Origin of the sequence: Saccharospirillum sp., from assembly GCF_040881935.1 — a bacterium.
Lineage (GTDB): Bacteria > Pseudomonadota > Gammaproteobacteria > Pseudomonadales > Natronospirillaceae > Saccharospirillum.
Window position 1 is genome coordinate 40,037 of sequence record NZ_JBBECH010000060.1, and the last position, 23,554, is coordinate 63,590.

General features: G+C 55.5%; 21 protein-coding genes and 1 tRNA gene. 15 read left to right on the plus strand and 7 right to left on the minus strand.

Going from position 1 to position 23,554, the window contains the following annotated elements:
• Nucleotides 1-24: 24 nt before the first annotated feature.
• The 7 genes from WEB54_RS11265 (at nt 25) to oppF (ending at nt 8,422) form a co-directional block, all read left to right on the plus strand.
• On the plus strand, nt 25-426 hold the full coding sequence (locus WEB54_RS11265; protein WP_368055701.1) for a PilZ domain-containing protein: 402 nt from the start codon (nt 25-27) through the stop codon (nt 424-426).
• Nucleotides 427-656: 230 nt separating this feature from the next.
• Nucleotides 657-2,351: a peptide ABC transporter substrate-binding protein gene (locus tag WEB54_RS11270; protein WP_368055702.1), complete on the plus strand. Its 1,695-nt coding sequence runs from the start codon at nt 657-659 to the stop codon at nt 2,349-2,351.
• 369 nt (nt 2,352-2,720) lie between these two features.
• Nucleotides 2,721-4,337: a peptide ABC transporter substrate-binding protein gene (locus WEB54_RS11275; protein ID WP_368055704.1), complete on the plus strand. Its 1,617-nt coding sequence runs from the start codon at nt 2,721-2,723 to the stop codon at nt 4,335-4,337.
• A gap of 200 nt (nt 4,338-4,537) precedes the next feature.
• A complete protein-coding gene (gene oppB, locus WEB54_RS11280) occupies nt 4,538-5,461 on the plus strand; it encodes an oligopeptide ABC transporter permease OppB (RefSeq protein ID WP_368055706.1) in 924 nt (307 codons plus the stop codon).
• Between the two features lie 11 nt (nt 5,462-5,472).
• Nucleotides 5,473-6,402, plus strand: coding sequence for an ABC transporter permease subunit (locus WEB54_RS11285; RefSeq protein WP_368055708.1), 930 nt, complete (start codon nt 5,473-5,475; stop codon nt 6,400-6,402).
• A 20-nt stretch (nt 6,403-6,422) separates the two neighbouring features.
• Nucleotides 6,423-7,394 (plus strand): oligopeptide/dipeptide ABC transporter ATP-binding protein, encoded by a 972-nt coding sequence (locus WEB54_RS11290; RefSeq protein ID WP_368055710.1) that lies wholly within the window; start codon nt 6,423-6,425, stop codon nt 7,392-7,394.
• A complete protein-coding gene (gene oppF, locus WEB54_RS11295) occupies nt 7,391-8,422 on the plus strand; it encodes a murein tripeptide/oligopeptide ABC transporter ATP binding protein OppF (RefSeq protein ID WP_368055712.1) in 1,032 nt (343 codons plus the stop codon). The genes WEB54_RS11290 and oppF overlap by 4 nt, the downstream gene beginning before the upstream one ends.
• A gap of 269 nt (nt 8,423-8,691) precedes the next feature.
• Here oppF and WEB54_RS11300 read toward each other — a convergent pair whose 3' ends face one another.
• Complete coding sequence (locus tag WEB54_RS11300; RefSeq protein WP_368054421.1) at nt 8,692-9,261, minus strand: hypothetical protein; 570 nt, start codon at nt 9,259-9,261, stop codon at nt 8,692-8,694.
• A 446-nt stretch (nt 9,262-9,707) separates the two neighbouring features.
• Between WEB54_RS11300 and ilvD the strand changes: the two genes are divergently transcribed.
• From ilvD to WEB54_RS11320, 4 genes are all read left to right on the plus strand, one after another.
• Nucleotides 9,708-11,555, plus strand: coding sequence for a dihydroxy-acid dehydratase (ilvD, locus tag WEB54_RS11305; protein WP_368054419.1), 1,848 nt, complete (start codon nt 9,708-9,710; stop codon nt 11,553-11,555).
• A gap of 1 nt (nt 11,556) precedes the next feature.
• Nucleotides 11,557-12,627: an A/G-specific adenine glycosylase gene (mutY, locus tag WEB54_RS11310; RefSeq protein ID WP_368054417.1), complete on the plus strand. Its 1,071-nt coding sequence runs from the start codon at nt 11,557-11,559 to the stop codon at nt 12,625-12,627.
• A 240-nt stretch (nt 12,628-12,867) separates the two neighbouring features.
• Nucleotides 12,868-13,134: an oxidative damage protection protein gene (locus WEB54_RS11315; protein ID WP_368054415.1), complete on the plus strand. Its 267-nt coding sequence runs from the start codon at nt 12,868-12,870 to the stop codon at nt 13,132-13,134.
• A gap of 157 nt (nt 13,135-13,291) precedes the next feature.
• Nucleotides 13,292-13,367 (plus strand) — tRNA-Phe (locus WEB54_RS11320).
• Nucleotides 13,368-13,492: 125 nt separating this feature from the next.
• Here the strand turns inward: WEB54_RS11320 and WEB54_RS11325 are convergent.
• From WEB54_RS11325 to WEB54_RS11335, 3 genes are all read right to left on the minus strand, one after another.
• Nucleotides 13,493-14,539: an MBL fold metallo-hydrolase gene (locus tag WEB54_RS11325; RefSeq protein ID WP_368054413.1), complete on the minus strand. Its 1,047-nt coding sequence runs from the start codon at nt 14,537-14,539 to the stop codon at nt 13,493-13,495.
• 239 nt (nt 14,540-14,778) lie between these two features.
• The gene (locus tag WEB54_RS11330; protein WP_368054411.1) at nt 14,779-15,045 is read right to left on the minus strand and encodes a DksA/TraR family C4-type zinc finger protein; all 267 of its coding nucleotides are present in this window, start codon (nt 15,043-15,045) and stop codon (nt 14,779-14,781) included.
• 80 nt (nt 15,046-15,125) lie between these two features.
• Nucleotides 15,126-15,890 carry a sulfite exporter TauE/SafE family protein gene (locus WEB54_RS11335; protein ID WP_368054409.1) on the minus strand — a complete coding sequence of 255 codons (765 nt, stop codon included), beginning with the start codon at nt 15,888-15,890 and terminating at the stop codon, nt 15,126-15,128.
• Between the two features lie 191 nt (nt 15,891-16,081).
• Between WEB54_RS11335 and WEB54_RS11340 the strand changes: the two genes are divergently transcribed.
• Genes WEB54_RS11340 through arsJ form a run of 4 tightly spaced genes read left to right on the plus strand, consistent with a single transcriptional unit; the run spans nt 16,082 to nt 20,232 of the window.
• Nucleotides 16,082-16,903 (plus strand): metalloregulator ArsR/SmtB family transcription factor, encoded by an 822-nt coding sequence (locus WEB54_RS11340; protein ID WP_368054407.1) that lies wholly within the window; start codon nt 16,082-16,084, stop codon nt 16,901-16,903.
• Nucleotides 16,903-17,952, plus strand: coding sequence for an ACR3 family arsenite efflux transporter (gene arsB, locus WEB54_RS11345; RefSeq protein ID WP_368054405.1), 1,050 nt, complete (start codon nt 16,903-16,905; stop codon nt 17,950-17,952). Before WEB54_RS11340 ends, arsB begins: the two co-directional genes overlap by 1 nt.
• 34 nt (nt 17,953-17,986) lie before the next feature.
• On the plus strand, nt 17,987-18,994 hold the full coding sequence (locus tag WEB54_RS11350; RefSeq protein WP_368054403.1) for an ArsJ-associated glyceraldehyde-3-phosphate dehydrogenase: 1,008 nt from the start codon (nt 17,987-17,989) through the stop codon (nt 18,992-18,994).
• A complete protein-coding gene (arsJ, locus tag WEB54_RS11355) occupies nt 18,991-20,232 on the plus strand; it encodes an organoarsenical effux MFS transporter ArsJ (RefSeq protein ID WP_368054401.1) in 1,242 nt (413 codons plus the stop codon). Before WEB54_RS11350 ends, arsJ begins: the two co-directional genes overlap by 4 nt.
• A 148-nt stretch (nt 20,233-20,380) precedes the next feature.
• Here arsJ and WEB54_RS11360 read toward each other — a convergent pair whose 3' ends face one another.
• The 3 genes from WEB54_RS11360 to WEB54_RS11370 form a co-directional block, all read right to left on the minus strand.
• Nucleotides 20,381-21,970, minus strand: a complete 1,590-nt coding sequence (locus WEB54_RS11360) for an ABC-F family ATPase (protein ID WP_368054399.1) — start codon at nt 21,968-21,970, stop codon at nt 20,381-20,383.
• 189 nt (nt 21,971-22,159) lie between these two features.
• A complete protein-coding gene (locus WEB54_RS11365) occupies nt 22,160-22,543 on the minus strand; it encodes a DoxX family protein (protein ID WP_368054397.1) in 384 nt (127 codons plus the stop codon).
• A gap of 136 nt (nt 22,544-22,679) precedes the next feature.
• Nucleotides 22,680-23,465 carry a TatD family hydrolase gene (locus tag WEB54_RS11370; RefSeq protein ID WP_368054395.1) on the minus strand — a complete coding sequence of 262 codons (786 nt, stop codon included), beginning with the start codon at nt 23,463-23,465 and terminating at the stop codon, nt 22,680-22,682.
• Between the last annotated feature and the right edge of the window lie 89 nt (nt 23,466-23,554).

A 23,554-nucleotide genomic window follows, 5' to 3' on the forward strand; every position in this document is an offset into this window, starting at 1 on the left:
AGGTCGTGTCATCAGGAGACTTTTATGTCTAACAACCATAGACGCTTTCAACGCATTGAATTCGATGCCCGGGTTGAACTGCGCCTGAGTGACCCGGCAAACCCCAATCTGTACCCCGGCATCTTACGGGATATCAGCCTCAAAGGTGCTCTGATCGTTCTAGGTGACACCGATCACCTTCCCGAGACCAACAGCAAGGGTCAACTCATCGTCCAGCTCGATCAGAGTGACGTTGTGTTAACCATGGAAGTCGAAGTGGCCTACTGCCACTCGGAACGTCACGCTTGTGGGCTGAACATTCTGACAATGGATGTCGACACTGCCTCTCACTTGCGTCGTCTGGTCGAAGTCAACCTAGGGGACGACGCTGCCCTGCAACGGGAACTCAGCAACCTGGTCGAAGTGATGGAAGCCGAACACGGCTGACAGTGTGACCTGATTCCGTATTTTTACCCCGCCATTGCCAGAATTGCGTAATAAGTAGCGTTTTCTCGTATACCGCGTTGATGTTTACCCATGGCTGTGACAGTTTCAGCGCCACTCGGCTGTCTGGTCCCGTCTTTTGACGCGTATCGATCGTTCTGACGACCTCTTCCGGCCGGGACCCTATTCAACAATCAGATCAAATAGAACTCTATAGAGGGAGATTACCCATTATGAAACCCATCGCAATGGATTGGCGCCTGACACTGGCCGCCACACTGATCGCAGGTGTTACGCTGGCAGGTTGTTCACAGGGCGAAGACACAGCATCGCAACCCGGCTCCGGGGAGCCGGCTGAATCATCCGACACCCGGCAAACCGCAGAAAATGCCCACCCAGTCACCGGTGAAACGCTGGCCGACGAGCAAGTGTTCACTTACCGGGCGCTTGACGAGTCTTCATCACTGGACCCCCAGGTTGTTGAAGACGTCGACGGCTCCTACATCGTCCGCGACCTGTTTGAAGGCCTGCTCAACTCAGACGAGCAGGGCAACCTGATTCCGGGTGTGGCCGAGCGCTACGAGACCGAAGACAACCAGATCTGGACTTTCCATTTGCGCGATAATGCCAAATGGTCCGATGGCGAACCGGTCACTGCCAACGATTTCGTTTACGCCTGGCGACGCGCTGTCGACCCGGAACTGGCGTCACCCTATTCATGGTACATGAGCCTGATGGCCATTGAGAATGTCGAGGCCATCCTCGAAGGTGAGATGGACATCTCTGAGCTGGGCGTTGAAGCCATTGATGACACCACTCTGCGTGTAAGCCTCAGTCGGCCATTGCCTTACTTCGCGCAAATGGTGGTCCATTCAACCACCTTCCCGTCACCCCAATGGGTGATTGAAGAACACGGTGACGACTGGACCAAACCCGGCAATCTGGTCGGTAACGGTGCGTTCGTGCTGACCGAGCATGTGGTCAACGAGCGACTGGTGCGCGAACGTAACGAACAATACTGGAATAACGACAACAACCTGATGGACAAGGTTGTCACCCTGGTCATCAACGACGAAAATCAGGCACTGAACCGCTATGACGCTGGTGAACTCGACAAAACCGACGTCCCCGCTGGCCAGTACCCACGCCTGGAGTCCGAGTATCCGGACCAGGCCCACGTCTTTCCGCAGCTGTGCAACTATTACTACATCTTTAACACCAACGTAGAACCATTCGACGATCCGCGCGTGCGTCGGGCGTTATCCTACGCCATCGACCGCAATGTAGTTGTCGACAACGTACTGCAAGGCGGCCAATACCCGGCTTACACCTTTACCCCGGCGCTTACCGCAGGGTTTACTACGCCTGACGTGGAATGGGGGCAGCTGACTCAGGAAGAACGGGACACCCGCGCCGTTGAATTGCTGGCCGAAGCCGGTTATGGCCCGGACAACCCGCTGGAAACCAGCCTGCTGTACAACACCGATGAAGCCCACCGCAAGGTGGCCATTGCCGTTAGCAGCATGTGGGAAGAAAAACTCGGTGTAAACGCCGCTCTGGAAAACCAGGAATGGACCACCTTCCTGACCACACGTAGCGAAGGTAATTTTGAGATTGCGCGCGGTGCCTGGTGCGGTGATTACAACGAAGCCTCAACCTTCCTTGACCTGATGCAGTCCCGCTCGGGCTATAACGACGCCGGTTACGAGTCCGAAGAATACGACCGCCTGTCGGCTGAAGCCCAGACCCAGGGAGACCCGAGTGCCAACTACACAGCCATGGAAGAACTGATCGCCGTCGACATGCCCAACGCCCCGGTTTACCACTACACCGAGGTCATCATGCTCAAACCGGATGTCAAAGGCTGGCCCTTTGATGACATTCAGCAAAATATCTATAGCCGTAATCTCTACAAAATTGCCGACTGACACTGGCCGGTTACATAAACCACTAACCGTTTAAAAGGAGGCCAGGGCTCACCCTGGCCTCCTTTTTATCAGTCCACCCCCTCGTACCCGGTTCTGCGATGAAACATTGCAAAACCCAGCGACTATAAACCCTCTTTACAAAGCCCATTGCCAAGCCCATGTCACAGAATCGCCAGTAAAGTGAACCATACAGTCATTTTTTTTGGCGCATAGATTGATGTTTATTGCAGGATGTGAAAGTTTACATCCCTTGTTTCGCATCAGGCTAAGACCTGGAAACAGACACTGTTGTGGGCTATTCCTTTACCCGGGTAACGGCTTTCCATAGGTCATCTACTAAAAATAAAACAATTTATAAGAGGGTTAATCATGAAAACTCTGCACAAAACGCTGGCAGCGGCTGTCGTTTCAGCCTCACTGATGGGCACCCCTGTACTTGCTGAAGACACCCACCCGATCACCGGCGAACAGCTGGCTGATGAACAGGTATTCACCTACCGCGCGCTGGATGAGTCCTCCTCCCTGGACCCACAGGTCGTTGAAGACGTCGATGGCTCCTACATCGTCCGCGACCTCTTTGAAGGCCTGCTCAATTCCGATGCCGAAGGCAACATCGTGCCAGGCGTGGCCGAGCGCTGGGAAACCGACGACAACCAGACCTGGACGTTTCACCTGCGTGATGACGCCCAATGGTCCGATGGCGAACCCGTCACCGCGAACGACTTCGTCTACGCCTGGCGTCGCGCTGTCGACCCTGAACTGGCCTCACCTTACGCCTGGTACATGAGCCTGATGGCGCTGGAAAACGTCGATGCAATTCTGGAAGGCGAGATGGAAGGCTCGGCACTGGGTGTCGAAGCGCTGGATGATCACACCCTGCGCGTCAACCTGACTCGCCCAATGCCCTATTTCGACCAGATGGTCACCCACGCCACCACCTTCCCGTCACCCCAGTGGGTGATTGAAGAGCACGGTGACAACTGGACCAAACCTGGCAACCTGGTCGGTAACGGCGCCTTTGTGCTGACCGAGCACGTGATTAACGAGCGCCTGGTCCGCGAGCGCAACGAGCTGTATTGGGACAACGACAACAACTTCATGGACAAAGTGGTCACCCTGGTCATTAACGATGAAAACCAGGCCCTGAACCGCTACGACGCCGGTGAAGTGGACAAAACGGAGATCCCGGCGGGTCAGTACCCGGCTCAGGAAGCCGAGCGCCCTGATGAAGCCCATGTATTCCCGCACCTGTGCAATTATTACTATTCGTTTAACAACGAAATAGCACCGTTTGACGACGCCCGTGTTCGTAAGGCACTGGCTTATGCCATCGACCGTAACGTCATTGTCGACAACGTGTTGCAGGGTGGCCAGTTCCCGGCTTACACCTTCACACCAGCGCTGACGGCAGGCTTCACCACACCTGATGTAGAGTGGGGCGAGTGGACTCAGGCTGAACGCGATGCCCGTGCCAAAGAATTGCTGGCAGAAGCCGGATACGGCCCGAACAACCCGCTGCGAACCACCTTGCTATACAACACCGACGAAGCCCACCGCAAAGTGGCCATTGCCGTCACCGCGATGTGGAAGCAAAAACTCGGCGTTGAAGCCACTCTGGAAAACCAGGAGTGGACCACCTTCCTGACAACCCGTGGCGAAGGCGATTTTGAGATTGCACGGGGTGCCTGGTGCGGTGACTACAACGAAGCCTCCACCTTCCTCGACCTGATGCAATCCGGTTCCGGCTATAACGACGCCAAATATAATTCGGCTGAGTACGACCGCCTGTCGGCCGAAGCCCAGACAATGTCTGACCCAAGCGCCAACTACACCAAAATGGAGGAATTGGCCGCAGAAGACATGCCCACAGCGCCGGTCTACCACTACACCGGGATCATTATGGTCAAACCCGATCTGAAAGGCTGGCCTTATGAAGATGTTCAGCAGAACATCTACAGCCGTAACCTCTACAAAGTCGCACAGTGATCGTTTAACACCGTGCTGAGCCACAGCGGCCTCCGGGCCGCTGTTTTTAAGAACTCCCCCCTGCTCTTCAAACCACTTGACTGTTTCCTTTTTGTTTTCAAAGGTTTACGGGTTTATACCGAATTACGTACGGTTTATTTTTCGGTTTGAACATCAGGCTGGGTAAAATCGCCGGTCAACATTTTGCAGGCAACTTCACTATGTTCAATTTCGTGCTTCGCCGGATCGCTGTTGCGATTCCGACCCTGCTCATTCTGGTATCTGTTTCGTTTTTTCTAATGTTTTCCGCCCCGGGCGGTCCGTTTACGTCCGAACGCCCCATTCCCCAGGCGGTTATGGACAACATTGAAGCCAAGTACAATCTCGATAAACCGGTTTATCAACAACTGGGAATCTATATCTGGAACATTGTGACCGATTTTGATTTTGGCCCTTCATTTCGCTACCAGGACAGAACCGTTCTGGATCTGATTGAGAGTGGCTTTCCGGTTACCCTGACCTATGGTTTCTGGGCCTTCGTATTTGCTGTCGGTATAGGCGTTAGCCTGGGGGTCATCGCCGCGCTCAAACACAATACGGCAGCAGACTACAGCGCCGTCAGCGTGGCCATCGTCGGCCAGGTACTGCCCAACTTTGTTATGGCGCCGATACTGGTGCTGATCTTCGTGCTCTGGCTGGGCTGGCTGCCCGGCGGCGGCTGGCAAGGCGGCCAAATCGAGTTCATCATCTTGCCAGCCATTGCACTCGGCACCAGCTTTCTGGCCAGCATTGCCCGCATCACCCGCTCCAGTATGCTGGAAGTGCTGAATTCCAACTACATTCGCACCGCCCGTGCCAAGGGCTTGCCGTTCAATTACATCATTTGGCGCCATGCTCTGAAGCCTGCCATGTTGCCGGTTGTTTCCTATCTCGGCCCGGCTTTTGTCGGCATGATCACCGGTTCGGTCATCATCGATTCGTACTTCACCACCGGCGGTATTGGCGTGCATTTCATCAATGGTGCACTGAACCGGGATTACGCCGTCATCATGGGCGTCACCATTCTGCTCGGCACCCTGACCATTACCTTTAACATGCTGGTCGACATCATTTATGCCTGGATTGACCCCAAGATTCGTTACTAAGGTTTGATATCATGCTGACGCACAAGAAAACCAATGTAGAAGTGCTTGCCGAAAACCTCGGCAACGAACCCATCGCCGGGCGCAGCCTGTGGCGCGATGCCATGCACCGCTTCTCCCGTAACAAGGCAGCCATGGCCGGGCTTGTGATGCTGGGCCTGATCATGGTGTTTGCCGCTGCTGGCCCCTTTGTCGCTGCCTGGCATTATTCGGACATCGACTGGTCGTTAATGGGCAATGCCGCCAATGCGGGCCAACCTTCCATCGCTAATGGTCACTATTTCGGCATCGACGACCTGGGGCGGGATTTGTTCGCACGTACTGTTCAGGGCAGCCAAATATCCCTACTGGTAGGCACCATCGGCGCTTTGATCGCCGTGGTGATCGGTACACTCTATGGCGCGATATCCGGCTACTTCGGCGGCCGCGTCGACAGCATCATGATGCGCACCGTCGACATCCTGATGTCGATTCCCTACATGTTCTTTCTGATCTTGCTGCTGGTGATGTTCGGCCGGTCTATTTTGTTGATCTTCATCGGCATTGGCGCCATTTCCTGGCTGGAAATGGCCCGAATCGTGCGCGGCCAGACACTGTCGATCAAGAATAAGGAATACATAGAAGCCGCCATTGCCTCCGGGGTCCGCCCATTCAAAATCGTACTGCGCCATGTGGTGCCCAATCTGCTTGGCGTAGTCGTGGTGTACGCCACCCTGCTGGTTCCGCAGATGATCCTGACCGAGTCATTTATTTCGTTTTTGGGGCTAGGCGTGCAGGAACCACAGACTTCCTGGGGGGCGTTGATCAACGACGGCGCGGGCACCATGCGCTACGGCACCCTCTGGCAGTTGCTGTTCCCACTCGGTTTTTTCATCGCCACTCTTCTAAGCTTTTTCTTTGTCGGTGACGGTCTGCGCGACGCGCTTGACCCGAAAGACCGCTGAGTCACAGGAGCCACTGAATCATGAGTTTATTATCAGTCAAAGACCTGGGCGTCAGCTTCGACACTCTCGATGGCCAGGTCAACGCCGTCAACGGCGTCAGTTTCGACCTGGCCAAGGGCGAAACCCTGGCCATCGTCGGTGAATCCGGCTCGGGCAAGAGCCAGACCGCTTTTTCCATCATGGGCCTGCTCGCCCGTAACGGCCACGCCAGCGGCAGCGTCAAATTCGACGGTGTTGAAATTCTGAACTTGCCGGAACAAGGCATGAACCGCATTCGCGCCGACAAAGTCGGCATGATCTTTCAGGACCCGATGACCTCGCTAAACCCCTTTATGAAAGTCAGCAACCAGATGACCGAAGTGCTGATGCATCATAAGGGCATGTCACGCCGTGACGCTCTCGAGGAATCGATTAAAATGCTCGATGCGGTGCGGATTCCCGAAGCCCGCAACCGCATTCACATGTACCCACACGAATTCTCCGGCGGCATGCGTCAGCGGGTGATGATCGCCATGTCACTGCTGCTGCGCCCGCAACTGCTAATCGCCGACGAACCGACCACGGCGTTGGACGTAACCGTTCAGGCCCAGATCATGAAATTGCTCAGCGACCTGCAGCACGAATTCGGAACTGCCATCATCCTGATCACCCATGACCTTGGCGTGGTCGCCGGAGCCTGTGAAAACACCCTGGTCATGTACGGTGGCCGGGTGATGGAGTACGGCACCACCGAAGCCCTATTCGAAAACCCGAGTCACCCCTATACCCAGGGCCTGTTGCGCGCCATCCCACGGCTCGATCAGGAAGGCGAGGAATTGCTAACCATTCCCGGCAACCCGCCCAACATGCTCAAGCCGCCGCAAGGCTGCCCGTTTCAGCCACGATGCAGTTTCGCGCACGATCGCTGTATTCACACCGAGCCAGCGCTGACAGACAACAACAGCCTGAACCGTGAACGCGCCTGCCACGTAGAACCGGAGGCCCTGGTATGACCGAACACATCCAAGCTGAAAACCTGACAGCCACCACGGCCGATTCGCGTGAAAAACTGCTGTCGGTCCGCGACCTGAAAGTCTACTTCGACATCTTTCCCAAAGGGGCCATGCCGTGGACCAAACCGGGTAAACTGAAAGCCGTCGACGGCGTCAGTTTTGACCTCTACGAAGGCGAAACCCTCGGCGTCGTAGGTGAATCCGGCTGCGGCAAGTCGACCCTGGCGCGAGCGGTGATCCGCATGTTGCCAGTTGAAGGCGGCGAAGTGGTCTGGCTGGGCCAGGATCTGGCCCCGCTGAAAGACAAAGCCATGCGCAACCACCGCAAAGACATTCAGATGATTTTCCAGGACCCGCTGGCATCGCTGAACCCGCGCATGACCATCGGCCAGATCATCGCCGAGCCGCTGGAAACCCATTACCCGAACCTGAACCGCGCGGAAGTCAAAGAGCGCGTCGCCGACATGATGCAAACTGTCGGCCTGCTCCCCAACCAGATCAACCGCTACCCGCATGAATTTTCTGGCGGCCAGTGCCAACGCATCGGCATCGCCCGGGCGCTGATCCTGAAGCCGAAACTGATCATCTGCGACGAACCGGTCTCGGCGCTCGACGTCTCGATTCAGGCCCAGGTCATCAACCTGCTGATGTCACTGCAAAAGAAAATGGGCCTGTCGTTGATCTTCATCGCCCACGATCTCAGCGTGGTCAAGCACATCTCCACGCGCATCATGGTGCTTTATCTGGGCAACGTAATGGAAGTGGCCGATGCGGCGGATATCTACCGCCAACCACGCCACCCCTACACCCAGGCGCTGATTTCAGCGGTCCCGATCCCCGACCCGAAAATCGAACGCAACAAAGAGATCATCCTGATCGAAGGCGACCTGCCCAGCCCGATCAACCCACCATCCGGCTGCGTCTTCCGCACCCGTTGCCCCCGCGCCGACGCCAAATGCGCCGAACAAAAACCGGAGCTGTTGTTCGCCCGGGGCACGCATCAGGTAGCGTGCCACTATCACGACTGAGGGCTCGGGTTTAGTGCATTGCCAGGAGTCCGTGCCAGGCACCGGGTATACCTCTCCAGGGTCGGCGTAAACCCGTCCATGGGGCCTAGACCGCAACGTCCCTGTTGCGGACTACCCTGGAGAGGTATACCCGGCACCTGACACTCAGTATGTTGCAAACTCCAAAACTCGAGATTTAAGAGTTCAGCCCGCGCTGGCTACCGGGTGATTCACAACAACAAAAGGGCTGGTTTTAACCAGCCCTTTTTATCAACTCCGGAAACAACCGTTCAAAAGTTCAGGGGTACTTCCAAACCAATATTGAAGGATGAAGCGTCATAGGTATTCGACCCCGAGTCATACTCCAAGCTAGAGTAGCCTAGAACTATAAACTCCCACCCAGCCCGCAATACGAAACCGGTTGAGCTTTCATATTCGGTGGTATCATTTCCTATCGTCAATTTTGGGCTCAGATGACGAGTCAGGCCGCCACCAACAAATAAACCAGAGCCAATGTCATACCGAGCGGTCAATTCAACCGGAAACGCCGTTTTCGCAACATCGACATTGGATGCCATGGAAGACGAATACTTCCACCCGATAACTGCTCGCAAATCCAGCCCGGTAACCGGGGTTTCCACCAAAGCGCCCCCGTTAAACACAAGGCCATTGCCAGCGTTAAGCTCTTGTTCCGTTCCGTCCGTGTATTGAAGCGTAGCTAATGAATCACCACCAAACTGTCCATCTAACCCAATCAAAGGAGCTGCAGACCATTCCTCTGCCAATACCGACATTGGAATCATCATAACAACCAACCCCATCATGCCCTTCATACCACGAGCCAACCCGGCAAACCCCATGCCCTTCTCCAGTCAATAAATTGAAAAGACATGATAAACAGGCGGGCTGCATTGTTTCAATACGTAACTCACACAAAGAGGCTTCACCGCTTTCGCAACAATCCATTGGCAATATTGCACTGTCCACACCTGTCCGTTTGGTTACAATCGTATCTATTGAGTAACAGCAAAGATTTAGCACTGAATACAGGGCACGATTTACCCGACATATTAAGTGGTGGCTGCCGGGTAGTCCTGTCCGGGGAAGTCTGAGGAATGGATGCCGAAGTCTAGGCCCCATGGATGGGTTCACGCCGACCCCGGACAGGACTACCCGGTTGCCAACACGAACGCCTGGCGCCAAAAGACCACGGAGCCATAGGCCAACGACTTGCGTTACACTGAGCCGACACCAATAAATCAGACGGTGCCAATGGGCATTGTCATTCAAACAACAGGATTTACCCATGCCCGAGTATCGTTCCAGAACCACCACCGCCGGTCGTAACATGGCTGGCGCCCGCGCCCTCTGGCGTGCCACCGGCATGAAAGACGACGATTTTCAGAAGCCCATTATTGCTGTCGCCAACAGCTTTACCCAATTTGTACCGGGCCATGTGCACCTGAAAGACATGGGTCAACTGGTGGCGCGGGAAATCGAAAAAGCCGGTGGTGTTGCCAAAGAATTCAACACCATCGCCGTTGATGACGGCATCGCCATGGGTCACGACGGTATGCTCTACAGCCTGCCCTCGCGCGAAATCATCGCCGATTCGGTCGAATACATGGTGAACGCCCACTGCGCCGACGCCCTGGTGTGCATCTCCAACTGCGACAAAATCACTCCGGGAATGCTGAACGCCGCCATGCGGTTGAACATCCCCGTCATCTTTGTCTCCGGCGGCCCAATGGAAGCCGGTAAAACCAAACTCTCCGATCATGGCCTGGATTTGGTAGACGCCATGGTCATTGCCGCCGACGACAGCGCCGACGACGAAACCGTCGCCGAATACGAACGCAGCGCCTGCCCGACCTGTGGCTCCTGCTCCGGCATGTTCACCGCCAACTCGATGAATTGCCTGACCGAAGCCATTGGCCTCTCACTGCCCGGCAACGGCAGCACCCTGGCCACCCACTCCGACCGCCGCCGCCTGTTTGAAGAAGCCGGCCATCGCATCGTTGACATTGCCAAACGCTACTACGAAGGCAATGACGAATCGCTATTGCCGCGCAACATCGCCAACTTCAAAGCCTTTGAAAACGCCATGGCGCTCGACATCGCCATGGGGGGTTCCACCAACACTATTCTGCACCTGCTGGCCGCCGCCCAGGAAGGCGAAATCGACTTCACATTAAAAGACATCGACCGCCTGTCGCGTCAGATTCCCCAGCTGTGCAAAGTCGCGCCGAACAACCCGAACTACCACATGGAAGACGTACACCGCGCCGGCGGCGTTTACGGCCTCCTCGGTGAACTCGACCGCGCTGGCCTGCTACATTCCGAACTGCCTACCGTTCATTCCGCCACTCTGGCCGAAGGCCTGGCCCAGTGGGACATCATGCGCACTGAAGACTCAGCCGTAAAACAGTTCTTCCGCGCTGGCCCGGCGGGCATTCCCACCCAGGAAGCCTTCAGCCAGTCGACCCGTTGGCCCACGCTCGATGGTGATCGCCAGAAAGGCTGCATTCGCAGTGCCGAACACGCCTACAGCCAGGAAGGCGGCCTCGCCGTGCTGTATGGCAACATCGCCGAAGACGGCTGCGTGGTAAAAACAGCTGGGGTCGACGAAAGCATTCTGACCTTCCGCGGCAAGGCCCGCATTTTCGAAAGCCAGGATTCCGCCGTCGCCGGTATTCTCGACAACCAGGTGAAAGCTGGCGATGTCGTCATCATCCGCTACGAAGGCCCCAAAGGCGGCCCGGGCATGCAGGAAATGCTGTACCCGACCAGTTATCTAAAATCCAAGGGCCTGGGTAAAGACTGCGCGCTGCTCACCGACGGACGCTTCTCCGGCGGCACCAGCGGCCTATCAATCGGCCACGCCTCGCCCGAGGCCGCTGCCGGTGGTGCCATCGCCCTGATTCAGGACGGCGACGACATCGTCATCGACATCCCCAACCGTTCAATCAATGTCGATGTTTCGGATCAGGTGCTAGCAAAACGCCGTGCCGACATGGCAAGCAGGGGTGCCCAGGCCTGGAAACCGGCCGCACCGCGCAAACGCAAAGTCACCGCCGCCCTGAAGGCCTACGCCTTGCTGGCGACCAGTGCCGACAAAGGCGCGGTTCGCAACCTGGATATGCTAAAAGACTGATGTGCAAGTGACCACACCCATGCATTGCGACGCGAGCTGGTTCCAACACCAGGTTCTTGACTGGTACGACCGCCACGGCCGCAAAACCCTGCCGTGGCAACAGCAGAAAACGCCGTACCGGGTATGGATCTCCGAAATCATGCTGCAGCAAACCCAAGTAACCACGGTCATTCCTTACTACCAGCGCTTTATGGAGCGTTTTCCCACCGTTGAAGCCCTGGCCGATGCCCCGCAAGACGACATACTCCACCACTGGACCGGCCTGGGCTACTACGCCCGGGCGCGGAACCTGCACAAAGCAGCTCAGAAACTGACGGAAGACCATAAGGGCGTGTTCCCGGAAACCGTCGAAGCCGTCAGCGACCTGCCCGGCATCGGCCGCTCCACCGCTGGCGCCATCCTGAGCCTGAGCCGGGGTACGGTCGCGCCCATTCTCGACGGCAATGTCAAACGTGTGCTCAGCCGGTTCTTCGCTCTGGAAGGCTGGCCCGGCACCACGGCTAACCTCAGTCAACTCTGGGACTGGGCCGAGCAACTGACACCCGACAACCGCGTCAGCGACTTCAACCAGGTGATGATGGATCTAGGCGCCATGGTCTGCACCCGCAGCCGGCCAAAATGCGATGCCTGTCCGTTACAACCCGAATGCAAGGCCTACCATCAGGGCCGCACCACTGAACTGCCAGCCTCGAAACCAAAGAAAGACAAACCCACCCGCGACACCTGGATGCTGATTCTTCAGGCCCCCGACGGCAACGTCTACCTAGAAAAACGCCCCCAAAGCGGCATCTGGGGCGGCCTGCACAGCTTCCCCCAGTTCGACAACCGAGACCAGGCCGAACAACACCTGGCGCTGACGGGCCTGGAGGCAGACCTGGAAGACTGGACACTCTTCCGTCACACCTTCAGCCACTATCACTTGAACATTCACCCGTTGTTCGTCCCGCTTGCCAACGTACCGAATTCCGTGCGTGAGGCTGCGAGCGATGCAGGCCTCTGGTACCATCCCGGCATCGCCAACCAGGTAGGCCTCAGTGCCCCTGTTAAAACTTTGCTGAGTCGGTTGTTCTGAGGCAAATTTCGGAGTTTGGGGTTTGTGCAGTGCCCGTAGCACGCCTCAGGCTCTGGTTAAACCACTGCGGGGTCGGCGTAAATCCATCCTTGGAGCCTAGGCCGCAACTTCCATGTTGCGGACTACCCCGCAGAGGCTTAACCAGAGCCTGACGCTCATATTGAGCAAACTCCTACACTGTAAAAAACGTTATTTTGATCTTCATCATAAATCAGACTTCAAATACCAAAGGATGCATTCATGACTCGCACGGTACATTGCCGCAAATATGACCAGGAACTGGAAGGCCTCGACAAGCCGCCCTACCCCGGCCCTAAAGGCCAGGACATCTACGACAACGTATCGAAACAGGCCTGGGAAGAATGGCAGGCCCACCAGACGCGACTGATCAACGAAAAACACCTGACCATGACCGACCCGGCGTCTCGCAAATACCTGATGGAGCAGATGGACCGGTTTTTGAGCGGGCAAGACTATGATCAGGCAGAAGGTTACGTGCCGGAGTGACCCACAACAAGTACACTCGCACTGATCAAACAATCGCCAGATTTCGGGAATCTTTAAAAAAATCAAAGATTTAAACCAAAAAAGGTTGACGACAAAACCGAAAATTCGTTTAATACGCCTCGTTCGCGACGCACGGCACACCGAGCACCACGAACACGCCCAGATAGCTCAGTCGGTAGAGCAGGGGACTGAAAATCCCCGTGTCGGTGGTTCGATTCCGCCTCTGGGCACCATCAAGATTCAACGAAAGAGCCTGGCCTGTGCCGGGCTTTTTTGTGCGTGGTTAATATGGAGTCGAACCGTTTTTTACCGGTGGTTCGTTGGATGATCGCCCTCCATGGCGGTCACCCACGGCCGTTCACGAAGCCGAAGGCCACTGCAACACACCACCCCGAATATTGGCGACCTTATCATGACCGGCCTTCTTCAGAATGCTAATCGCCAGTGAGGAACGCTTGCCAGAACGGCACAGTGTGACAACCGGCTTATCAGTGGGCACTTCGCTGACACGGTCACTCAGTTGGCCCAATGGAATTACCATCAGGTTATCCAGTTTTTGCAGCTCTGCTTCCGTCACTTCCTCTTTTTCGCGAACATCAAGAATAGTCACAGATGGTTGATTTTGAATGACCCACTCCGGCTCCACCTCGGCAAAACCAGCCAACGTTATTCGCAGATCGGCCCAATCCGGCTCGTCCGGTAATTTGCCATCTTTCGGTTTGCCTGAGCGCATATTATTCGGCAAGGCTTCATCGATTTTTTTCGGGTGCGGTAGCTGCATGGCATTCATGTAACGCACAAAATCGTTTTCGTTGGAGTCGCCCCCTACTCTTGCATTGAATTCTTTTTCTTCAGCGACAGAGGTGCAGGTACGACCGTTGTAGTCGTGCGCGGGATACAGGGTGCAATTGTCCGGCAGGGTGAAAATCTGACCGTTAATCGACTGGTACAGACGCGCCGGGTCACCTTGCTGAAAATCACTGCGACCACAGCCACGAATGAGCAAGGCATCACCGGTAAACGCTTTGCTCTGGTCGGCCAACACATAGGTCATACAGCCACTGGTGTGACCCGGCGTGGAACGAGCTTCCAGAGCGATATTGGCGACGCCGAAGGTTTGCCCATCGTTCAGCGGTAAATCGACATTTTCAGCTTCTACCGCTTCGGCTGAGCCAATCTGGCAACCGGTCTTTTGCTTAAGCACCCAGGCCGCCGTGATGTGGTCGGCATGGGCGTGAGTGTCGACCACCAGCTTCAGGTTGAGTTTTAACTCCCGAATCAATGCCAGGTCGCGCTGCACCTGCTCGAACACCGGATCGATCAGCATGGCTTCGCGAGACGTTTCGTCGCCGAGAAGATAGGTATAGGTCGACGAGGTCGCGTCATAAAGCTGTCTGAAAATCATATTAACTCCTGCGGCTGTAGGCACACTTATATTAGAATATAATAATATAGGTATAATCTACAGCGTTTCAACCCACTACGTGTCAAGACAAACCCCCTGCTCCGCCACAATCCGGGCCGATAAAAACTAAGCTTGGTTATCATCTGATAAAAGTGTTGCCTCTAAGGTGACCGCCAAATTAAGTGTCAGCGACCAGGATGGCCTATGCGGGGTAGTCTGAGGCACCACAGCATGAGCAACTAACGCAACTGGCTGTCTTTGCTACCCCGGCGGTTATACAGGCTTGGCCCGGAGGCCTCCTGGTCGAGTTCCGTCTGGCAGGCCACGCAGTGGCGTACGCCGGGTACGGCTTTACGGCGAGCCTCGGGGATGGGCGCCTCGCATTCTTCGCAGAACTCGGCGCTGTCGCCCTTGGGTAACTGACTGCGCACGCGTTCGATGGCGTCATTTACCGTAGATTCGATCTGTTCGTTTACAGCGCCGTCTCCGGCCCAGCCGCTGGCCATATAGACCTACCAGGTGAATTATTCACCTCTTAAAGTAGGTGGATAACGCCGGATATCAAGTGCCTTTTCAGAACGACGACTTATCGTAGAAGCCCCATCACGCCGTCATACATCAGTTTGCCACCCGCCGCGACCAGCAACACATAGCAAACCCAGTAAAACCAGGTTTCATTAATTCTATGGTGCATGTACATACCCATACGAATGCCGATCGGTGCCAGTATAACCAATGCCAGGGATGTCATCAGGTTGTTGCCGTCGAGCATCCCCATCCAGGCGTACGGCACCAGTTTGACGTAGTTAACAACGGTAAAAAAGATCACCGTGGTGCCGACAAAGAGCGTCTTGTTCATTTGCTGGGGCAACAGATACATATTGATCGGCGGACCACCGGCATGAACACTGAAACTGGTCAGGCCCGCCAGAGCACCGTAGATCCCGCCGGCAATTTTGCTGACTGGCTTGGCGTTCAGTACCCTGCCGCGCATTTGCTGAGCCACCCAGTTCAAGGCGAATACCAGAGCGATTGCACCCACAAACAGCTTGATATGGTCATCAGACAAATACTGATACGTCGCCGCACCCACCCCGATACCCACCAGCGACGCCGGTAAAATGATGCGCAGATTTGCCTTGTCGTACACCCCTCGGAAGCCCCAGACCGCAAACAGATCCATCACACACAATATGGGCAACATGATGGCTGCAGCCTGACTGGGTGAGATCACCAGCGCCATCATCGGTACCGCGACGATACCCAGGCCACCGCCCATACCGCCCTTGGAGATGCCATACAGCAGGGTAGCGGGAATGGCGAGCAGGTAGAAAATTGGGTCCGTAATCATGGGCACCTTACAGAGTTCGAGACAGTTAAACCGCCATCATACGCAAACCCACCGCAAGCGGCGAGCAACGCGGCGTTGCGGACCACAATTCGTCTACTGTGCTCCGATCTTACCGTCTGTTAACGATCACTATTGACATATGTTTTTTCATATATATGATTTTTCGAATTCCAGCACTTCAGGTCCGTGTTATGAGCCCGAAACAACGTGTTCTCTTTATTTGCACTGCCAACTCAGCCCGCTCATTAATGGCCGAGGCGCTGATGCGAGAGATGGCCGGTGATCGGTATCAAGTGTTTAGTGCCGGAATGGAGCCAAGCCAGGCGGATATGCGGGCGCTGCGAGCCCTAAAAGGGGCGGGCATGTCGACGGACGGGTTGCGGTCAAAATCGCTCGGTGACGTGCTCGACGAGCCATTCGACATCGTGATTACCCTGTGCAACAAGGCCACGCTGGAATGTCAGTCGGTCCAGGGTACGCACCAGACACTCGCCTGGGACTTTGAAGACCCGGTGACCCGCAGTGGCCTGCGTCCGTTCGAAACCACCCTGAACGAACTGAGTGAACGCCTCCAGATGTTCCTGCTGATTCAGGGTAAACCCTTTCGCGCCCGTCAGCACAGCCTGACTCCGCTGGCATTCTTCAAAAACCTGGCCGAGGATACCCGGTTGCGCGCACTACTGTTGATCCACAGTCAGCAAGAGCTGTGCGTCTGTGAACTCACCGAAGCCTTGCAGGAAAGTCAGCCTAAAATTTCACGACACCTGGCGCAATTGCGCAACAGCGGCCTGCTGCAGGACCGGCGCAACAGCCAGTGGGTATTTTACTCCATCAACCCGAATGTACCCGACTGGTGCCTTTCCGTGCTCGATGAAACACTGGCCGCCAATGCCGACTGGGTAGAAGAGGACACTGAGCGCTTACTGGCCATGGGTGATCGGCCCGAACGTACCGAGCAGTGTTGCCCTACAGACTCTAAAGCCAGCCAAAACACGACCCAGGAGATGCACTGATGGGAATCTTTGAACGCCTCCTCTCGCTTTGGGTTGCACTGGCTATCATCACAGGTGCATTGTTGGGCTGGCTGTTTCCGTCGGTATTTGAGGTAGTTGCTGGTCTCGAATTTGCGCATGTTAATCTGGTCATAGCCGTGCTCATCTGGCTGATGATTTACCCGATGATGGTGCAAATCGATTTGTCATCGTTGCGGCAAGTCGCCGATCAGCCCAAAGGGCTGGCGTTAACACTGGTGGTTAACTGGCTGATCAAACCCTTAACCATGCTGGCCATGGGTTGGCTGTTTTTTCGGGTGATCTTCGCCCCCTGGGTAGACCCGGCCACCGCCACTGAATACATTGCTGGCATGGTTTTACTCGGTGTTGCGCCCTGCACCGCTATGGTGTTTGTCTGGAGCCAGCTGACCCGCGGCAACGCCAACTACACCCTGGTTCAGGTATCTGTTAACGACCTGATCATGATCGTAGCGTTCGCGCCACTGGCTGCTTTCCTACTCGGCGTCACGGATGTACAGGTGCCCTGGTCAACTCTGCTGCTGTCAGTTGTGCTCTATGTTGTGCTTCCTTTGATTGCAGGGGTACTGACCCGCAATTGGCTAAACCGGTGTGGTCAGCCCGATCAACTGACATCTTTTCTCGCCACCATCAAACCCTGGTCCATATTGGGTTTACTGGCCACCGTCATTCTGTTGTTCGGTTTGCAGGCAGAAACCCTGATCGCACAACCACTGGCCATTGGCATGATCGCCATTCCATTAACACTCCAGACATATGGCATCTTTATCATTGCTTTCATTGGCGCCTGGTGGTTGCGGTTACCGCACAACATCGCAGCACCGGCGTGTTTGATTGGGTCATCAAACTTTTTCGAACTGGCCGTGGCTGTGGCGATATCGCTCTTCGGCCTGCATTCGGGGGCGGCACTGGCAACGGTTGTGGGCGTATTGGTTGAAGTGCCGGTCATGTTGTCACTGGTTGCCATTGCCAACCGCACCCAACCCTGGATGGATCGTCGCTCGACATCGCCACAACCCACGGCTTCCTGAACTTGCCCTTTACTGTTTATCGTGGAGACACAACATGACACTGAAAATTGGCATCAATGGGTTCGGTCGCATCGGCCGCCTGGCCTTACGCGCAGCCTTCGACTGGCCCGAAGTAGCCTTCGTTAAAATCAACGATCCGGCTGGCGACGCCGCAACGCACGCCCACCTGTTGAATTTCGATTCGGTCCACGGGATCTGGAAACACGAGGCGACATCCGACCGTGATGTCATCCATATCGGCGAACAGCGCATCAACGTCACCCAGTCCAAAACCATTGCCGATACCGATTGGTCAGGATGCGATGTTGTCATCGAAGCCTCCGGTAAAATGCGCGATACCGCCTTGTTAAACGGCTACCTGGAACAGGGTGTAAAACGGGTGGTGGTGACGGCACCCGTCAAACATCCTGACGTCCTGAACGTCGTTATGGGCGTCAACGACGATCGGTACGACCCCGAACTCCATCGCATCGTAACCGCCGCCTCCTGCACCACGAACTGCCTGGCGCCCGTGGTAAAGGTGATTCACGAAAACCTCGTCATTCGTCATGGTTCCATCACCACCATTCACGATCTGACCAACACCCAGAGCATTCTCGACACGCCACATAAAGACCTGCGCCGCGCTCGCGCCTGTGGCAGCAGTCTGATTCCTACCACGACGGGTTCGGCTACCGCCATCATTGAAATTTTCCCTGAACTGAAAGGCCGGTTGAACGGCCATGCTGTTCGGGTACCGCTGGCCAATGCGTCACTGACTGACTGTGTGTTTGAGGTTGAACGCGCGACCACAGCAGAGGAGGTGAATGCTCTTTTAAAAGCCGCCGCAGTCGGTGACCTCAAAGGCATTCTGGGCTACGAGGAACGCCCGCTGGTCTCAGTCGACTACAAGACCGACCCACGTTCCAGCATCATCGATGCACTGTCGACTATGGTCGTTAACGACACCCAGGTGAAACTCTATGCCTGGTACGACAATGAATGGGGTTACGCCAACAGAACCGTGGAACTGGCCCGAAAAGTCGGACTGAGTGATCGATGATTAAACTGCGCGATCTTTCCGCCGGTGTCCGCCAATACCTGGTTGTCACAGGTAATTATTGGGCGTTTACGCTGACTGATGGCGCGTTGCGCATGCTGGTGGTACTGCATTTTCACAGCCTGGGTTACTCGCCACTTGAGATCGCGCTGCTGTTTTTGTTCTACGAATTCTTTGGCATTGTCACCAATCTTGTCGGAGGCTGGCTGGGTGCCAGGCTAGGTTTAAACAAGACGATGAACCTGGGGCTGGCTTTTCAAATCATTGCATTAGCCATGCTGTTGGTTCCGCCCCTCTGGCTCACCGTGCCCTGGGTTATGGCAGCCCAGGCATTGTCTGGCATCGCCAAAGATCTGAATAAAATGAGCGCCAAGAGCTCGATCAAATTGCTGGTGCCGGGCGATCAGCAGAGCCGGTTGTATCACTGGGTTGCCCTGCTTACCGGATCCAAAAACGCGCTGAAAGGCGTCGGCTTTTTTTTGGGGGGTGCGCTGCTCGCTGGTCTGGGATTTCGCGGTGCGGCCGGTGCCATGGCAGTGGCACTGGCATTGGTGTTCGCACTCAGTCTGCGCCTGCTCAAACAGGATCTGGGCAAGGCTAAAAACAAACCCAAATTCAGCCGGATGTTTTCCAAGAGTCCTGCCATAAACGTATTGTCTGCCGCACGGCTGTTTCTGTTCGGTGCCCGGGATGTCTGGTTTGTTGTTGCGCTGCCGGTGTTTCTCAGCCAGGTGCTCGGCTGGCCGCACGTGCAAGTGGGCGCCTTCATGGCGTTGTGGGTCATCGGTTACGGAGTGGTGCAATCTCAGGCACCCCATCTGACTGGCAAACGATCCGGTCGGGTACCCGGGCGCAACGCGACCATTGTCTGGGCAGTATTGCTGGCGGTCATTCCGGCGGGCATCGCCATTGGCCTGATGACAATGGACCCCATAACCACAGTGTTGATTGGCGGTTTGCTGGTGTTCGGTGTGCTGTTCGCGGTTAATTCGTCGCTGCACAGCTATTTGATTGTCAGCTACGCCGATGCCGACGGTGTCTCTCTGGACGTCGGCTTTTACTATATGGCCAACGCTGGCGGACGCTTGCTCGGGACGGTATTGTCGGGCTGGTTGTATCAGGCCTACGGGCTGGAGATGTGTCTATGGGTCTCGACGGGCTTTGTTGCGCTGGCGGCATTGATATCGGTTTGGTTGCCGCAAGGCAGGTCAACTGATCATAAAACCGAAACTGTTGGTTAAATTAAGTTTGTTGCTATGAGCCCGCGCCAGGCACCGGGTAAGTCTGTCCGGGGTCGGCGTGAATCCCTCCATGGAGCCTGGTCCGCAACATCCATGTTGCGGACTTCCCCGGACAGACTCACCCGGTACCTGGCACTCTGTTTAGCGTTTACTGCACACCCAAACTGCGCAAATACTCTTCGTAATTACCAGTGAAATCGGTGATCCCATTTGGCTGCATATCCAGAATGCGCGTTGCCAGCGAGGACACAAATTCCCGGTCGTGGCTGACAAAAATCAGTGTGCCCGGATAGTTCTCCAGCGCCAGGTTCAACGCCTCGATGGATTCCATATCCAGGTGGTTGGTAGGTTCGTCCATCAGCATCACGTTGGGTTTGGTCAGCGTCAGTTTACCGAATAGCATGCGGCCCTGCTCACCACCGGAAATCACCTTCACTGATTTGCCAATTTCATCGCCTGAAAACAGCATACGGCCCAGAGCACCGCGTACCGCCTGTTCGCCCTGAGTAGTCCATTGGGACATCCACTCGAACAGGGTAGCATTGCGGGCGAAATCTTCGGTGTGGTCCTGGGCGAAATAGCCAACGTCGGCACTGTCGGTCCATTTAACCTCACCCGCCTGAGGGGTCAGTTTGCCTGCCATCACGTTAAGCAGTGTCGTCTTGCCGATACCGTTGGGGCCAATGATGGCAATGCGTTCGCCAGCTTCAACCTTGACGCTCAGCTTTTTAAACAGCGGTGCGTCGACCTCGTAACCAAAGGTCAGGTCCGTCAGGGTTATCGCCTGGCGATGCAATTTCTTTTCCTGATCAAAGCGGATAAAGGGGCTAACCCGGCTGGAGGGCTTCACCTCGGCCAGTTGAATCTTGTCGATCTGCTTGGCGCGCGAAGTGGCCTGCTTGGCTTTGGAAGCGTTGGCGGAAAAACGGCTGACAAAGGTTTGCAACTCGGCGATCTGGGCCTTTTTCTTGGCATTGTCCGACAGCAGTTGCTCGCGAGCCTGGGTGGCAGCGGTCATGTACTCGTCGTAGTTGCCTGGGAACAGGCGCAGCTCGCCATAATCCAGATCCGCCATGTGCGTACAGACACTGTTCAGGAAGTGACGGTCGTGCGAAATGATGATCATGGTGCTGTTGCGCGCCACCAGAATACTTTCCAGCCAGCGAATGGTATTGATGTCCAGGTGGTTGGTGGGCTCGTCGAGCAGCAGAACATCGGGATCGGAAAACAACGCCTGTGCCAGCAGTACGCGAAGCTTCCAGCCTGGTGCCAGGGCACTCATTGGCCCGTTATGCTGCTCCAGCGGGATATCCAGACCGAGCAACAGTTCACCGGCGCGAGAATCGGCGGTGTAGCCATCCATTTCGGCAAAGGCTACTTCCAGCTCCGCCACGGCCATGCCATCGTCTTCGCTCATTTCCGGCAATGAATAGATGCGCTCGCGCTCGGCTTTAACCCGCGACAACTCGGTATGGCCCATGATGACAGTATCGATGACGGTTTGATCTTCAAAGGCAAACTGATCCTGACGCAACTTACCCAGGCGCGTATGGGGATCGAGCATAACCTGGCCATTGGTGGGCTCCAGATCCCCGCCCAGAATTTTCATAAAGGTCGATTTACCGCAGCCATTGGCGCCAATCAGACCGTAGCGATTGCTGTTGCCAAATTTGACCGAGACGTTTTCAAACAGGGGTTTGGCCCCGAATTGCATGGTGATGTTAGCGGTGGAAATCAAAGCGAAAACCTATCGACAGTGGCGCTTGGCAACAAGCCAGCGCGAAATGGGCGGGCATTGTACAGTTTTCATGCGCCAATAGGCAGGGGGAGGTTACAGGATTTGTGTAATCCGGAGACAACAGACCTGGCCAACCCAACCCAAAAAAAAGGGCGCCGAAGCGCCCTGGTTTACAATTCCGGATGGATATCAGCCTTTACGGCCTTCGATGCTCAGTTTGCCCGGGCCCATGGCAACGATGAACAGGAAGCCACCGGCGATAGCCAGGTTTTTGTTAAAGGAAATCATCTGCATCTGGTCAGACGGGTCGAAGTGGAAAATGATGCCCGACAGTACACAGAAGCCAGCCAGTAACAAGGCGCCAATCCTGGCCTGGTAACCAATTAACACGGCCAGGCCGCCCAATACTTCAACCAGAATGGTCGGGTAAATCAGGATGCCAGGTACGCCCATCATTTCCATGTACCCCTGGTTGCCTTCCAGACCGGTAATTTTTTGCAGACCACTGATGATGAACATAAAGGAAATCAATACGCGGCCAGCGACCATGGTCAGGGGGGAAATTGCATTCATAATAAAACTCCTAATTGGTATAAGTGGGTGTCTTGCAGCCTTTAGCCGCGAGATGCCGACACTTTAATGCAGCTTAATGACAACTTATATCTAAAGAATTCGAGTTACTTGATTAAGAAATCTGAAGACAGGTTGGTTAGAGTCTGAACAGCGAGGAGGCATTCTGGCAAACCTGTTCCGTCAGGATAGCGCTGTCCATCTGTCGGGCTGCGGCGATGCGTTTCAATATTGACAGCCAGTCCAGCAATGCATTGTCTGGGAGACCGGTGTCAGATGGGTCGGCTGCATTGCGGTATTGATCCGGCACGTGCTGGTCGGGGGCATCGGTTTCCACCAGTATCCGCTCAGCCGGTATTCGTGCGAAAGCGTCCAGTGTTTTGGCCGATTGAAACACCACACTGCCCGCGCCCAGGTAAAACCCGCGGTCAAGGTAGGCCTTCGCCTGAGCATAGGGCCCGACAAAACCATGCACGACCCCTCCCACCCTTGGATAGCGCTTAAGACCCTGCAAGATCCGGTCGTGGGCTTTAACAGAATGAATAATGACTGGCTGTAGACACTCACTGGACACCGCCAACTGCGCCATAAACCAGTCGAACTGATGCTCGGCGGCCGCCGAGCGGGGATGGTGCCTGAAAAAATCTAGGCCGATCTCGCCGATAGCGACGCTATCGCTGTGTTGGTCCAGCCAGGATTCAAGCGATTGGATGTCGGGCGCACTGTCGGGCAGGAACCAGGGGTGATGCCCTGCAGCCAGCAGCACTCTGTCATCCTGACCGAAACGCTGATGCGCCTGGCGCCACTGGTCGGGCCCAGTTCCCGGGATCAGCCAGCGGGCGATGCCAGCGGTTTCGGCGTCGGCCATGCATTGAGGGGCATCATCCAGAAAATCCAGATGGCAATGACTGTCGAATCCGATCATGCCGCCTTCACCTGCTTAAATAATTAAGTTTAGGAGCTCGAGCAGGAGAGACTAACGGCGGGTGCCGGGTGTACCCTATGGGGTCCAAT

Bases quoted from the DNA above. Each gene is read 5' to 3' on its own strand.
- WEB54_RS11300 (WP_368054421.1), bottom strand. From the start codon at position 9,261: ATGGGGTTTGCCGGGTTGGCTCGTGGTATGAAGGGCATGATGGGGTTG.
- WEB54_RS11275 (WP_368055704.1), top strand. From the start codon at position 2,721: ATGAAAACTCTGCACAAAACGCTGGCAGCGGCTGTCGTTTCAGCCTCA.
- arsB (WP_368054405.1), top strand. From the start codon at position 16,903: ATGGGAATCTTTGAACGCCTCCTCTCGCTTTGGGTTGCACTGGCTATC.
- arsJ (WP_368054401.1), top strand. From the start codon at position 18,991: ATGATTAAACTGCGCGATCTTTCCGCCGGTGTCCGCCAATACCTGGTT.
- oppF (WP_368055712.1), top strand. From the start codon at position 7,391: ATGACCGAACACATCCAAGCTGAAAACCTGACAGCCACCACGGCCGAT.
- WEB54_RS11285 (WP_368055708.1), top strand. From the start codon at position 5,473: ATGCTGACGCACAAGAAAACCAATGTAGAAGTGCTTGCCGAAAACCTC.
- WEB54_RS11315 (WP_368054415.1), top strand. From the start codon at position 12,868: ATGACTCGCACGGTACATTGCCGCAAATATGACCAGGAACTGGAAGGC.
- WEB54_RS11270 (WP_368055702.1), top strand. From the start codon at position 657: ATGAAACCCATCGCAATGGATTGGCGCCTGACACTGGCCGCCACACTG.
- WEB54_RS11335 (WP_368054409.1), bottom strand. From the start codon at position 15,890: ATGATTACGGACCCAATTTTCTACCTGCTCGCCATTCCCGCTACCCTG.
- WEB54_RS11325 (WP_368054413.1), bottom strand. From the start codon at position 14,539: ATGATTTTCAGACAGCTTTATGACGCGACCTCGTCGACCTATACCTAT.
- oppB (WP_368055706.1), top strand. From the start codon at position 4,538: ATGTTCAATTTCGTGCTTCGCCGGATCGCTGTTGCGATTCCGACCCTG.
- WEB54_RS11365 (WP_368054397.1), bottom strand. From the start codon at position 22,543: ATGAATGCAATTTCCCCCCTGACCATGGTCGCTGGCCGCGTATTGATT.
- ilvD (WP_368054419.1), top strand. From the start codon at position 9,708: ATGCCCGAGTATCGTTCCAGAACCACCACCGCCGGTCGTAACATGGCT.
- WEB54_RS11340 (WP_368054407.1), top strand. From the start codon at position 16,082: ATGAGCCCGAAACAACGTGTTCTCTTTATTTGCACTGCCAACTCAGCC.
- WEB54_RS11265 (WP_368055701.1), top strand. From the start codon at position 25: ATGTCTAACAACCATAGACGCTTTCAACGCATTGAATTCGATGCCCGG.
- WEB54_RS11350 (WP_368054403.1), top strand. From the start codon at position 17,987: ATGACACTGAAAATTGGCATCAATGGGTTCGGTCGCATCGGCCGCCTG.
- WEB54_RS11370 (WP_368054395.1), bottom strand. From the start codon at position 23,465: ATGATCGGATTCGACAGTCATTGCCATCTGGATTTTCTGGATGATGCC.
- WEB54_RS11290 (WP_368055710.1), top strand. From the start codon at position 6,423: ATGAGTTTATTATCAGTCAAAGACCTGGGCGTCAGCTTCGACACTCTC.
- WEB54_RS11330 (WP_368054411.1), bottom strand. From the start codon at position 15,045: ATGGCCAGCGGCTGGGCCGGAGACGGCGCTGTAAACGAACAGATCGAA.